We start from the raw sequence: 12,365 nt of genomic DNA on the forward strand, positions 1-12,365 counted from the left end.
AGGGTGACCGCACCAGATTCCGCCGCCCCGGCCGAGGCCGCCGCGACCGGCCGTATCGTCCTCCTCACCACCAGCCACCGGGTGGCGCCGGGACTGCTGTCCTGGCCCGCGTGGCAGGCACTGCGCGCGGCCGACCGGGTGCTGTGCGGCGACTCCGGCCATCCCCAGCTGCCCTATCTGCGCGAGGCGGGCATCACGGTGGAGCGCGCGGTGCCGACCGCGCGCGAACTGGTCGACCACTGCCGGACCGGGGGCGGCCGCGATGTCGTGGTGATCACCTCGGCGGAGGGGGGGTCCGCGCTGACCGACGGTCTCGCCCGGCTGGCCGGGTCCGGCCGGGAGGCGATGCCGGACCTGGAACTGCTGCCCGGCTCCTACGACCTGCCGGGCGCGCGGCTGCTCGACCTGGTGCAGATCATGGACCGGATCCGGGCCGAGTGCCCGTGGAGCGGCACCCGCACCAACGAGGAACTGGTCAAGTACGGCATCGAGGAGGCGTACGAACTCGTCGAGGCCATCGAGGAGGGCGACCGCGACGCGCTGCGCGAGGAGCTCGGCGATGTGCTGCTCCAGGTCGTCTTCCACGCCCGGATCGCCGAGGACGACCCGGAGCGGCCGTTCTCCATCGACGATGTGGCGGGCGGCATCGTGGACAAGCTGATCCGCCGCCATCCGCATGTGTTCGGCGAAGAGGCGGCCGAGACCCCCGAGGACGTCAAGGCGCACTGGCTGCGGACCAAGGCGGCCGAGAAGCAGCGCACCTCGGTCACCGAAGGGGTGCCGCTCGGTCAGCCCGCACTGGCCCTCACCGCCAAACTGGCCTCCCGCGCCCGGACCGCCGGACTCGGCGTCCCGCTCCCGGCGGGCGAGGGCGTCGGCTACGAACTGCTGGCGCTGGCGGCGCGCGCGGAGGCCGAGGGCGTCGAACCGGAGACCGCCCTGCGCGCCGCGGCCCGCGCCTACCGGGACGCGATCCGCGCCGCGGAGGAGTCCGCGGCGGGCTGAGCCGGCTGGGGGAGTGACCGCGGTATCCAGGGGGTACCCGGGCGCCATGTCCGCTCACACCATGGAATTCGCCGCCCCCCGGGACCTGCTGATCGGGACCGGTCCGCTGGTCGTCGGCCTGGTGGTCGTCGTGCTGTGCGTCGCGGCCGTCTGGTGGGGGATACGGCTCCGCGCCCGGGAGCCGATGGCCCCCCGCCGCCCGCAGCCCCGCTCCGGCGCCTGGCAGGAGCCGGGCGAAACCGACCGCGCGGCCCGGGAATCGGGCCATGGCCCGGGCCACCAGGGTGACGACGCCCCGGTCGGCTATGTCACCGAACACCGCGAACCCGACGCCCTCCCGCGCGACGGCGCCCGCCGCCGCCCGCACGACCTGGGCGGTTCGGGCACCCGGGAATCGGGCTGAGCCGGATCCGACTCCGACCGGCCCGGCACCGGGGTTCACCGGTGCCGGGCCCGTCCCGTCGCGGGGGGGCGTCAGCCCGCCACCGGCACCGGTTCCAGCGTGGCGCGGAAGTGACGCAGGATGGGTGACTGGTCGGTGATGCGGAAACCGTGCACCGTGTCGGCCTCCTTGGCGATCTTCGCCAGGGTCTCGCCGACGTGGTCGTAGTGGCTGCGGGTGTAGACCCGGCGCGGCAGGGCCAGCCGGACGAGCTCGTAGGGCGCGCTCTTGACCGGGTTGCCGTCCTCGTCCTCCTCGCCGAGGTAGAGCGAGCCCAGCTCGGCCGAACGGATACCGCCCTCCAGGTACATCCGGCAGGCGAGGGCGTGGCCGGGGTAGTGGTGGGGCGGGATGTGCGGCAGCAGCCGCCCGGCGTTGAGGTAGAGCGCGTGGAGGCCCGGCGGTTCGAGGATGTCGACGCCCGCGGAGCGCACCCGGTGGGCAAGGTGTCCGGCGATATCGGCCCGCTCGGCCAGGTAGGCGGGCTCGGTCACCTCGGAGAGACCCTGGGCCATCATGTCGAGGTCCCGGCCGGCCAGACCGCCGTAGGTCGCGAACCCCTCGGTGGCTATGAGGAGCAGTTCGCACCGCTGGGCGAGTTCGGGGTCGTTCATCCCGATGAAGCCGCCGATGTGGACGATGCCGTCCTTTTTGGCGCTCATCATGCAGCCATCCGCCAGGCGGAACGCTTCTTCGGCGACCTGGCGCGGGGTGCGGTCGCGGTAGCCCTCCTCGTGGCGGGTCACCAGCCAGGCGTTCTCGGCGAACCGGGCGGCGTCCAGGAACAGCGGTACGCCGTACTGGCGGCAGAGCGCCGCGGTCCGCTTGAGGTTGTCCATGGAGACGGGCTGACCGCCGCCGCCGTTGTTGGTGATGGTCATGACCACCACGGCGATCCGGGCGGCGTCCGGCCCGGTGAGCTGGCGGTTCAGCTCGTTCAGGTCGATGTTGCCCTTGAACGGCTCGGTGCTGTCGAGGTTCTTGGCCTCGGGACACGGCAGGTCCCGGGCCTCGCACCGGTTGAGCTCCACATTGGCGCGCGTGGTGTCGAAGTGCGTGTTCGACAGGACGATGGAGCCCGGCTCCAGCAGCGACGAGAACAGCACGCGCTCGGCCGCCCGGCCCTGATGGGCGGGGAGCACATGGGCGTAGCCGGTCAGTTCGGTGACGGTCTCGTGGAACCGGTAGAAGGAGCGGGAGCCGGAGTAGGACTCGTCCCCGGCCATGCCCGCGGCGAGCTGCGCGGCGGACAGCGCGCCGGTGCCCGAGTCGGTGAGCAGATCGATGGTCACCTCGTCGGCGCGCAGGTCGAAGAGGTTGTAGTTGACGCGCTTCAGCGCGGCCTCGCGCTGCTCACGGGTGGTGCGGGGGATGGGTTCGACGACCTTGATCCGGTACGGTTCCACGCTGACCGCTGCTCCTGTCTTTCTCTTGTTTCTCTGTCCTGGTGCTGTGTCACAGCGCCGCGCCCGCACACTCGTGGGACGGAAGCGCCTCAAGGGGCGGCCTTACCTCGTACGCCTCCGAGGAGACGTAGACGGTCACCCGCGGTGGCCGGTCGCCCTCGTGGACCAGTGCCACATAGGCGATCAGGCCCACGCCGTCCTCCAGCCGGCGGGAGGTCACGGCGGACAGGGCTTTGTCCAGCCAGGCGCCGTCGATGCCGTGGCGCCGCAGTACGGCCACCGCCCGCTCCCGCGCCTGTCCGTCGTGCCGGACGTAGTCGCGGACGGGAACGTGCAGGGTGAAGCCGCTGGGCAGGCCGGTCGCCGTCTCCGTGAAGGAGTGGCAGGACAGGGCCGGGCGTCCGCTCAGCCGTCCGGTGCCGTCCGCGGCGAAGCCCCCGGCGGTGCGGAAGAACTCCTCGACCCGCGGCCGGCCCGGATGGGGTGTCGTCCGGGGGAGGACACCGGCCTCGGCGGCGGACAGTCCGTGGTGGGTGAGGTAGACCTTCGCCCGCGGTGCGTCCCAGTCCCCGAGGTCCAGGGCGAGGAACGGATAGGCGTCGGCCGGGGGCAGGGCGTCGAACGCCCGGCGGTGCCCCAGCCTGGCCAGCGCCTCCCGTACCGTCTCCGCGGTCCGGTCCCGGCCGTTCGCGGCGGGGTTGAGGTACACCTTGACGCGGGGTACGCCGCCGGGGCGCAGCTCCAGCGCGCACCACAGGGCCAGTGGCCCTTCGGGTGAGGCGGGGAAGAACAGATCCTCCAGGCGGTCGAGTTGCCCGGTGGAGAACCCCCAGCGGTCCGCCATCGTCCGGATGGAGCCGAGGCCGATCCGGCCGTTCTCCACCAGGTCATCGCTTCCGCAACCCGGTTCCAGCAGCACCCTCAGCCCCGGGGTCGTACCGGGGAGGAAGGCGAGTGAGAACTCGACCGGGGTGTGGTCGTCGGACAGGAAGCTCCGGGCGGGCGGCGGAAGCGCCAACGGCCTTTCGGCCACCGGTCCGAGAGCGTCGGTCAGCACCTGCGCGTAGGCCGTCGCGTCGGTGGGGCTCAGTCGCACCACCTCGCACAGCCGGAGGAGTTGCTCGGCGGCGAAGCCGCCGAGCTGCCCGGTGTGCGCCCGCGATTCTCCGTGGCCGTCCGGATGGAATCCGGAAAGTGCCGCGTTCACGATGCGGTGCGGGGGTGAGCTCCGGCCATTCCTATCGCACCCGTGTTCGTATCAGGTGGCGCCTCCCCCGGTATGGAGGGGGATATGGATGGCATGGCAGTTCGATTATCGAGTGCGCTCGGCCGGGATATGAGTGAAACCACAGAACGGTGTCGATCGATGGTGTTGCCGACGGCGACAGACCCCACGACAGCTCCTTATGGGATTTCGGCCAACATGAATTCCGCGCTATGGCATACCCGACCGATTGAACATTCATGCAGTTTGAAACAGTGTCACCGTGTGGTGTGGGTCATACACGCCACCAGGCCAGGAAGGAGCTCCACAAGCCGCCTTTTTCAGGCTTGTTGCGGCGATGGCCGTGGGATTCGTTCACCGAGGTGGTTTCATGTGCAGAAGGCATATGCACCTGCTTATCCGCCGCAACAGGGGTGAAACGGGCAGGCAGGGTGGACAGCCCACGGTTGAACGGCCCCGGGCGCCATGTCAGGCTCGACTCGGGAACCGCCAGCTCGATATCGGGCAGCCGGTTGAGGAGTTTCTCGATGGCGACCAGGCCGATGAGCTGGGCGGGGTCCTTGGCCGGGCAGGCATGCGGTCCCGCGCTCCAGGCCAGATGGGCTCGCTTACTGAGCACCTGACGGGAGGCGGAGAGGCTCGGATCGGTATTCGCGGCCGCGATGCTCACCAGCACGAGGTCACCCGCGCGCAGCTGGGTCCCGGCGAAGTCCACATCCGAAACCGGGTAATGCGGGGCGTAATTGGACATCGGCGGGCTGTTCCACAGCACCTCGTCCATGGCGTCCTCGACCAGCATGCCGCCGCCCGCGTAACGCTCATCCGAAAGCAAGAGCAGCAGTGCGTTGGCGATGAGATTCCGCTGCGGTTCCGCACCGGCTCCCAGCAGCAGGACGAGCTGATGCGCCAGCTCTTCATCGGTCAGCTGGGCATGGTGCTGCATAAGCCAGGAGGTGACATCCTCCCCGGGCTGGCTGCGCTTGAGCGCGACCAATTCGATGACGCTCTGCGTCAGGACTTCGTTCGCCTTCTCGGCGTTGACCCCGTCAAAGATTCCGGAGATACCGAAGATGACTCGGTCGCCGATTTCCGCCGGGCAGCCGAAGAGCTCGTTGAAGACGAAGAGCGGCAGCAGCTTGGCGTAGTCGTTGAGCAGATCGACCGAGCCGCGGGATATGAACTGGTCGATCAGGTAGGCGGCGACGCGGTCGACATGGCGGCTCAGCCGGTGGGAGTCCACCCGGGCCAGGCTGTCGGTCACCGCCTGGCGCAGCCGCATATGCTCCGCGCCATCGCTGAACATGCAGTTCGGCCGGTACTCCAGCAGCGGCACCACCGGATTGTCCCGGCTGACCCGGCCCTCGTTGAACTCACGCCAGCGGCGCGCGTCCTTCCGGAAGGTGTCGGGGTTCTGGAGCAGCTGGAGAGCGGCCGAGTAGTCGGTGACGAGCATGGCGTCCACGCCGGGGGACAGCTCGACCGGCGCGACCGCTCCGTACTTGCGCAGATGCGCGTAAAAGGCACCCGGATCGGCCGCGAACTCCGGCCCGTACAGCGGGACCCGCTCGCCGGTGTGGTGGGCGGGGCAGCCGGGGGGCGGTGCCGTGAAGTCCGATTGAGTGTCCATACTTGCTCCTAGCGAGAACGTTCCTGTAGATAGCGGACAAGGGCCATCAGCGCGTTGGCCGATGACTTCTCGTCACGTGCGTCACAGGTGACGATGGGTGTATCCGGCAACAGGTCCAGCGCCTCACGCAGTTCCCCGTCGGGGCGGACCGGAGTGCCGTCGAAGTGGTTGACGGAAATCGCGTAGGGCAGGCCGTACTGTTCCACCAGGTCGATCACGGGGAACGATTCCTTCAGCCGTTCCGGATCGACCAGGATCAGCGCCCCGAGCGCACCCCGCGTCATGTCCTCCCACACCTGGACGAAGCGCTCCTGCCCGGGTGTTCCGAAGAGATAGAGGACCAGCCGCTCGCTGAGGGTGAGACGGCCGAAGTCCATGGCCACGGTGGTGGTCGTCTTGCCCCGGGTGCCCATGAGGTCGTCCACATGGGCACCCGCCTGCGTCATGCGCTCTTCGGTGCGCAGCGGAGGAATCTCGGACATGGTGCCGATGAAGGTCGTCTTGCCGACCGCGAAATGCCCCACGACCAGGATCTTGGCCGCGATCTGCACCTCGTCGGCGAGATAGACGTCATCATCCGAAACGGGCCTGGAGCCCATCCAGTACCTCCTGAAGGAGCGAAACATCGACTAGCTGGGCGGGCGGGGCCGGGGCCCGGGTCAGGAGATAGCCGTCCGCCGACAGATCCGACAGCAGGATCTTGACGATGCCGATCGGAAGTCCCATATGCCCGGCGATCTCGGCGACCGAGAGGTAGCCCCCCGCGCACAGGTCCAGCAGGCGGCGTTTCTCGGGGTCGAGATGGCCCGGGCGGACCTGGTCGGACGCGGTGACCAGAGTGATCAGGTTGAACTGATCGTTGTCCAGCCGGCCGCGGCCGTTGGTGATGACGTACGGCCGTACTAATTGGGCCGACTCGGGCTCCTGCTCTTCTGCTGCGGTCATGCCTGGATACTCGTGTTTTCGCGAGGCGGAGTGGTCAGTACCTTGCCGAGCTGCCCGACGAGCTGCTGCATCCGGAAGGTGATGTCGGCCATGTCGACATCGGGGGCGGACGAGACCGCCAGATACGCGCCCTCACCGGCGGAGATGAGGAAGACCCAGCCACCGTCGAACTCGACCAGGGTCTGCCGCCAGGTCATCTGCGGATCACCGCAGAAACCGCCCATGGTGCGACTCAGCGACTGGATACCGCTCATGGCGGCGGCCACGGTGTCGGCCTCGTCCTTCCGGACCTCCTGCGAACGGGCCATCAGCAGACCGTCGGCGGAGACCAGGAGCGCATGACGTGCACCGGGCACTTCCAGGGCGCTGTCAAGCATCCAGGACAGGTCGTTGTTCACTGCGGATCATGCCCTTCCCTGTTCGGATTTGCGGAGCGACCGGACTGCGTACCGCGCTGGAAAGCGCCCATGATCGAGGCGGTTTCCTCGCTCGACCGGACGGGCGCGGTGGTATCCGCTTGCGGCACGATGGAGATCGATCCCTTACGGCGACGTTTCGGCAGACCCCCGGCGGTCGAACCGGGCTCCTCGGGCACGGCTGCGGCGGGCGTACGGGACACCGGCGGTTCTTCCGGCTCGGGCATATTGGTCAGCAGGTCCTCGGGGAGAAGCACGACCGCGCGCACACCGCCGTAGGGCGAGGCCGAATCGACGGACACGTTGAAGCCGTACCGGGCGGCCAGCACACCGATCACCGCGAAACCGAACTGCGGAGGGTTCCCCAGTCCGGTGACACCGGTCGCGCGCTGCGCGGACAGCAGCTGATCGGCCCGGTTCTTCTCCTCCTCGTTCATTCCGACACCGGCGTCGTCGATGATGATGCAGACGCCCTTGGGAACGGTGCGGATGGTGATGTCGATCGGAGAATCCGGCGCCGAGTAGCTCGTGGCGTTGTCCAGCAGTTCGGCGAGTGCCAGCGCGACCGGTTCGACGGCGCGGCTGGTGAGCGCGAAATTGCTCTGGGAACGGATTTCGACACGTGTGTAGTGGCGGATGCGGCCCTTGGCGCTGCGCACCACGTCGTAGACCGAGGCGACGGCCCGCTGACGGCCGAGCCACCCGTCACAGAGAACGGCGATGGACTGGGCGCGCCGACCGAACTGCGAGTTCATATGGTCGATCTCCAGCAGATCCTGGAGAATATGGTGCTCGCCGTATCTGTCCTGGAGTTTGGAAATCGCCAGCTGCTGTTCGTTGGCGAGACCCTGAAGCGTTCGCATGGCGGACTTCAGCGCACTCTTGGTGGCTTCCTCCGCGCGGACCTGAGCCTCCTGTACCGCAGCGGAGTACTGGTTCTCGAGATCTGTGTAGCGGTTTTCGGCTTCCGCCTTCTCGGAACGCAGTTTCGCCTGCGTCTTTCGCCCGCGGAATATGGCAGTTGCGGCGAGAGGCGTGCCTGCGATCAGGGCCCAGAATGCTGGATCCTGTATGTATTGCGTCATGAGACTCTCTTTAACGACTAGACCGCCAGGGACTGAAAGGGAGGTGTTCACGTCTGGTGGTTCCGGACCCGCGGAGGGCGGCGGTCAATCGCTGCCCGAACGGTGGTGAATCAGTGCCCGAACGGTGCCCGCATGGTCCGGGGACATCGCACTCGTCTTGCCGACGGCAGCGTGCAGGCGACGGTGCGCCTAAACGGCTCCGTATGCCCGACTGGCGGCATAATGCTCCTCAGAGTGGGGACCTTCTCGGCTGATTTCCGGATCGCCGTGTGTCTTACGCGCCCATGGCTCGCCTGGCAAGCGCGGTGATCGTATCACCAGTAACGGGTGGCCCCGTGCATGTGCCTGAGTCCCATTCGGACCTCTGACGTCATTTCAGCCATGGCGCTTTTTACGCGCGTTGACCGACGTCAGCGCGTGTAACGGCATGTCATACGGCGCGCTGGGCAAGATCCGAGAGGTGCCCTCCGTAGCCGCCTCATATCCGGGCAATCAGCCCGGGTTGCAGGCGATTCGTGGAGGGAGTGTGGAGGTAGCCCAGGGATTACCCTAGGGAATTACCCTGATGGCGGTATTGATCCGTATTCATCCCGCTAGGGGTGATAGGGGCTGTATTGGTGGAGGAGGGGGTGGCTGCCGGTATCGTCGGGGGGTGCCAGAGCAGCCCCGTGACATTCCCGAGCCGACCCTCTTCACCTGGGAGTTCGCCGCCGATCCGTACCCCGCGTACGCCTGGCTCCGCGATCACGCCCCGGTCCGCAGGACCACGTTGCCCAGTGGTGTGGAGGCGTGGTTGGTGACCCGATACGCCGATGCGCGACAGGCGTTGGCCGATCCTCGGCTCTCCAAGAACCCGAGGACCCACAGTGAATCCGCCCATGCCCGGGGCAAGGTGGGCATCCCCGGTGAACAGCGCGCCGATCTGATGACACATCTGCTCAATATCGATCCCCCGGACCACACCCGGCTGCGGCGGCTGGTGTCCAAGGCCTTCACCCCGCGCCGGGTCGCCGCGTTCGCCCCGCGGGTCCAGGAGCTGACCGATCAGCTCATCGACGCGTTCGAGGAAAGGGGAGAGGCCGATCTGATCCATGAGTTCGCCTTCCCCCTCCCCATCTACGCGATCTGCGATCTGCTCGGGGTGCCCCGCGAGGACCAGGACGACTTCCGGGACTGGGCGGGTTCCATGATCCGGCACGGCGGTGGTCCGCGCGGCGGTGTCGCCCGTGCCGTGAAGCACATCCGCGCCTATCTCGCCGAGCTGATCCACCGCAAACGGGAGACGCTCGGAGAGGAAGGGGAGGACGAGGACCTCATCTCCGGACTGATCCGGGCCAGCGACCACGGGGAGCACCTCACCGAGAACGAGGCCGCCGCGATGGCCTTCATCCTCTTGTTCGCCGGGTTCGAGACCACGGTCAATCTGATCGGCAACGGGATGTACGCACTGCTGCGCCATCCGGTTCAACGCGCCCGGCTCCAGCGGGCCCTGGAAGAAGGGGACGAGCGGCTGCTCGCCGCCGGCGTCGAGGAGCTGCTCCGCTACGACGGTCCGGTGGAGATCGCCACCTGGCGGTTCGCCACCGAGCCGCTGACCCTCGGCGGACAGCGCGTCGCCGAGGGGGAGCCGGTACTGGTGGTGCTCGCCGCGGCCGACCGTGATCCGGAGCGCTTCCGGGACCCCGATGTGCTGGACCTCACCCGCACCGACAACCAGCACCTGGGCTACGGCCACGGCATCCACTACTGCCTGGGCGCCCCGCTCGCCCGGCTGGAGGCCCAGGCCGCCCTCGGCACCCTGCTGCGGCGTATCCCCGATATCCGGCTTGCGGCGGATCCGGACGATCTGCGCTGGCGCGGCGGGCTGATCATGCGGGGGCTGCGCACCCTTCCGGTGAGCTGGAATTCCCCTGGCGGCTGAGGCGGCGAAGGCCCTTGGCGGACGACATAAGTGACGAATGATCAGTGGCGTGACCGGGGCGTGACCTGGGATACACCGGCTTGTGATGATCGGGTGCCGTCGCTATGTTCAACCGACAACTCAACCGCCGACACGAGAGGCCACCACATGCGTTCCGGGAACGGTCGACACCGCCGCCCCCGTCAGGCTCCGGCCATCGTCGTCGCGGCGGGCATCACGGGTGCCGGACTCGCCATCCCCCTCTTCGGGGCCAGTGGCGCCCAGGCCGCCTCCACCGCCACCTGGGACCGCGTCGCCGAGTGCGAGAGCGGCGGCATGTGGAGCGCCAACGAGGGCAACGGCTTCTACGGCGGTCTGCAGCTCACCCTGTCCATGTGGAAGGAGTACGGCGGCACCGCGTACGCCCCGCGTCCCGATCTGGCCAGCCGCTCCCAGCAGATATCCGTGGCCCAGTCGATCCTGGACGACCGCGGTCCGGACGCCTGGCCCAGCTGCGCGGTGAACGCGGGGCTGTCCGACGGCGGTGACGCCCCCGAGGTGGACCCCGGCTACACCGCTCCGCCGTCGACCGGTCAGCGCGGTGACGGCGGGGAGGGGGAGCGTGACGGCTCCGCGGCGGAGGACCGCGATGACTCCGCGGACGCCACGGAGCCCTCGGACTCCCAGGACTCCGCGGATCCCTCGGACGACTCCGGCGAGCGCCGGACGCCCGACGGCGGGGAGGGGCGGGAGACGCCCTCCCCGTCCGCCTCCGACCGCGAGGACGACGAGGACTCCCCGTCCCCGTCCCCGTCGGATACGAAGTCCTCCGACTCCTCCGGCATCCCGGACGCCTCGGAGTCCCCGGACGAGAGCGCCGACCCCGGGCCCACCGGACGCCACCGCGGTGCCGCGGACCCGGACGAGGCCGACGACGATGACCAGGCGGCCCCGCGGCCCTCCGGACGGCATGCCTCGCGGGACAGCGGGGAACGCGCGGAGGAGGCCTCGGAGGGCGGCTACACCGTCCGGCCCGGTGACAACCTCTCAGACATCGCCCGGCGCGAGCAGTTGCCGACCGGGTGGCGGGGCCTCTACAAAGGCAACGAAAGCCTCATCGGGGACAATCCGGATCTAATCCTCCCCGGTCAGCGGTTGGACCTCAGCGCCAAGGAGCGGTAGTTATGGGTGAATTGCCCGGTCTGGCGACGGTGAGACATACATCTCGTCACATCTCCCGGTGCGCACCCCCTGTCCGTTCTCTCCGCACCCGGCCCCACCTGCGTGGATGTGGGCCGGGTGAGATCAGATACAGCAGCTCTCGCTGTGAATGGGGTGTTTGAACCTTCCCGGGGGCTGTGCTTACCGTCGTTCCGCTCGCCACCGCGGGCACCGTCGATCGTCACGCCGAGTCCTGCCGGCGGTCGGGGGGAACCGACGCGTCAGCGCCGAAGGCAGGAGCGGGGGACCCAAGGTAGGTGCCGAATGGCCTGTGGAAACGGGCTCGTCGGCTTGGGGTGAAGCCGGTGTGATCGATCGTCGATCATTCGTCGATCGGTGGTGACCGGCCGGGCAACTCACGCCCGAACCCGACAGCTCACCTCGTAGGCGTCGGTGAGGAAACGAACCAACGATGCTCAAGTCCAACGGCAAGCACCGCCGCCCGTCCAAGGCCACCCGTATCGCCGCGCTCGCCGGTCTCGCGGGCGCCGCCGTGGCCGCCCCGCTGATCGGGGCCACCTCCGCCTCCGCGGCCACCACCGCCCAGTGGGACAAGGTCGCGCAGTGCGAGTCCGGCGGCAACTGGTCCATCAACACCGGCAACGGCTACTACGGCGGACTGCAGTTCTCGAGCTCCACCTGGGCCGCCTACGGCGGTACCTCGTTCGCCCCCACGGCCGACAAGGCCAGCAAGGACCAGCAGATACAGGTCGCCGAGAAGGTTCTGGCCGGCCAGGGCAAGGGCGCCTGGCCCGTCTGCGGCACCGGGCTCACCACCGGTGGCACCCCGTCCCCGTCCGCCCCCGCCGACTCCGGTCAGCAGGAGTCGAAGGCCCCGGCGCCCAAGCCCGCGCAGCCGAAGGCCGAGACCCGCTCCGAGTCCGACCGCGCCGCCCGCTCCGAGGCCCGCGGACCGGTGAAGAAGGGCGACGGCGAGTACAAGGTCAAGCCGGGCGACACCCTGGGCAAGATCGCCAAGGCCGAGCATGTCGAGGGCGGCTGGAAGAAGCTCTTCGAGCGGAACAAGGACATCGTCGAGCAGGCCGACCTGATCTACCCGGGCCAGCGGCTCCACCTGAGCTGACCGCGGTCC

General features: G+C 68.8%; 12 protein-coding genes and 1 riboswitch. Of the genes, 5 read left to right on the forward strand and 7 right to left on the reverse strand.

The features are described from left to right. The first annotated feature begins 3 nt into the window (after positions 1 to 3). Together AC07FT_RS30280 and AC07FT_RS30285 are read left to right on the forward strand one after the other, a co-directional pair. Positions 4 to 1,005: a nucleoside triphosphate pyrophosphohydrolase gene (locus AC07FT_RS30280; RefSeq protein ID WP_479179150.1), complete on the forward strand. Its 1,002-nt coding sequence runs from the start codon at positions 4 to 6 to the stop codon at positions 1,003 to 1,005. A gap of 46 nt (positions 1,006 to 1,051) precedes the next feature. Further along, positions 1,052 to 1,408 (forward strand): DUF6479 family protein, encoded by a 357-nt coding sequence (locus AC07FT_RS30285; protein ID WP_479179151.1) that lies wholly within the window; start codon positions 1,052 to 1,054, stop codon positions 1,406 to 1,408. A gap of 71 nt (positions 1,409 to 1,479) precedes the next feature. On the opposite strand, the gene AC07FT_RS30290 is transcribed toward AC07FT_RS30285, so the two are convergent. From AC07FT_RS30290 to AC07FT_RS30320, 7 genes are all read right to left on the reverse strand, one after another. After that, positions 1,480 to 2,853: a tryptophanase gene (locus AC07FT_RS30290; RefSeq protein ID WP_254749071.1), complete on the reverse strand. Its 1,374-nt coding sequence runs from the start codon at positions 2,851 to 2,853 to the stop codon at positions 1,480 to 1,482. Positions 2,854 to 2,902: 49 nt separating this feature from the next. Beyond that, positions 2,903 to 4,060 (reverse strand): tryptophan dimethylallyltransferase family protein, encoded by a 1,158-nt coding sequence (locus AC07FT_RS30295; RefSeq protein WP_479179152.1) that lies wholly within the window; start codon positions 4,058 to 4,060, stop codon positions 2,903 to 2,905. Between the two features lie 292 nt (positions 4,061 to 4,352). Beyond that, a complete protein-coding gene (locus tag AC07FT_RS30300; RefSeq protein ID WP_479179153.1) occupies positions 4,353 to 5,705 on the reverse strand; it encodes a cytochrome P450 in 1,353 nt (450 codons plus the stop codon). Between the two features lie 8 nt (positions 5,706 to 5,713). Beyond that, positions 5,714 to 6,304, reverse strand: coding sequence for a GTP-binding protein (locus tag AC07FT_RS30305; RefSeq protein WP_471205135.1), 591 nt, complete (start codon positions 6,302 to 6,304; stop codon positions 5,714 to 5,716). Continuing rightward, complete coding sequence (locus AC07FT_RS30310; protein ID WP_471205137.1) at positions 6,279 to 6,650, reverse strand: DUF742 domain-containing protein; 372 nt, start codon at positions 6,648 to 6,650, stop codon at positions 6,279 to 6,281. The genes AC07FT_RS30305 and AC07FT_RS30310 overlap by 26 nt, the downstream gene beginning before the upstream one ends. After that, the gene (locus AC07FT_RS30315; protein ID WP_254749061.1) at positions 6,647 to 7,048 is read right to left on the reverse strand and encodes a roadblock/LC7 domain-containing protein; all 402 of its coding nucleotides are present in this window, start codon (positions 7,046 to 7,048) and stop codon (positions 6,647 to 6,649) included. Before AC07FT_RS30315 ends, AC07FT_RS30310 begins: the two co-directional genes overlap by 4 nt. Continuing rightward, on the reverse strand, positions 7,045 to 8,151 hold the full coding sequence (locus tag AC07FT_RS30320; RefSeq protein ID WP_471205139.1) for an ATP-binding protein: 1,107 nt from the start codon (positions 8,149 to 8,151) through the stop codon (positions 7,045 to 7,047). Before AC07FT_RS30320 ends, AC07FT_RS30315 begins: the two co-directional genes overlap by 4 nt. A gap of 652 nt (positions 8,152 to 8,803) precedes the next feature. Between AC07FT_RS30320 and AC07FT_RS30325 the strand changes: the two genes are divergently transcribed. The 3 genes from AC07FT_RS30325 to AC07FT_RS30335 all read left to right on the forward strand — a co-directional run bounded on the left by AC07FT_RS30325 (position 8,804) and on the right by AC07FT_RS30335 (position 12,356). After that, the gene (locus tag AC07FT_RS30325; protein ID WP_479179156.1) at positions 8,804 to 10,072 is read left to right on the forward strand and encodes a cytochrome P450 family protein; all 1,269 of its coding nucleotides are present in this window, start codon (positions 8,804 to 8,806) and stop codon (positions 10,070 to 10,072) included. Positions 10,073 to 10,219: 147 nt separating this feature from the next. Continuing rightward, positions 10,220 to 11,233, forward strand: coding sequence for a transglycosylase family protein (locus AC07FT_RS30330; RefSeq protein WP_479179157.1), 1,014 nt, complete (start codon positions 10,220 to 10,222; stop codon positions 11,231 to 11,233). 254 nt (positions 11,234 to 11,487) lie between these two features. After that, a riboswitch (cyclic di-AMP (ydaO/yuaA leader) is annotated at positions 11,488 to 11,677 on the forward strand. Between the two features lie 7 nt (positions 11,678 to 11,684). Then, positions 11,685 to 12,356: a transglycosylase family protein gene (locus AC07FT_RS30335; protein WP_471205143.1), complete on the forward strand. Its 672-nt coding sequence runs from the start codon at positions 11,685 to 11,687 to the stop codon at positions 12,354 to 12,356. Positions 12,357 to 12,365 lie beyond the last annotated feature (9 nt).

It is taken from the genome of Streptomyces sp. NPDC045899, assembly GCF_056431485.1.

Excerpts from the sequence above, each read along its gene's own strand:
- AC07FT_RS30285 (WP_479179151.1), top strand. The coding sequence starts at position 1,052 with ATGTCCGCTCACACCATGGAATTCGCCGCCCCCCGGGACCTGCTGATC.
- AC07FT_RS30300 (WP_479179153.1), bottom strand. The coding sequence starts at position 5,705 with ATGGACACTCAATCGGACTTCACGGCACCGCCCCCCGGCTGCCCCGCC.
- AC07FT_RS30305 (WP_471205135.1), bottom strand. The coding sequence starts at position 6,304 with ATGGGCTCCAGGCCCGTTTCGGATGATGACGTCTATCTCGCCGACGAG.
- AC07FT_RS30310 (WP_471205137.1), bottom strand. The coding sequence starts at position 6,650 with ATGACCGCAGCAGAAGAGCAGGAGCCCGAGTCGGCCCAATTAGTACGG.
- AC07FT_RS30320 (WP_471205139.1), bottom strand. The coding sequence starts at position 8,151 with ATGACGCAATACATACAGGATCCAGCATTCTGGGCCCTGATCGCAGGC.
- AC07FT_RS30330 (WP_479179157.1), top strand. The coding sequence starts at position 10,220 with ATGCGTTCCGGGAACGGTCGACACCGCCGCCCCCGTCAGGCTCCGGCC.
- AC07FT_RS30335 (WP_471205143.1), top strand. The coding sequence starts at position 11,685 with ATGCTCAAGTCCAACGGCAAGCACCGCCGCCCGTCCAAGGCCACCCGT.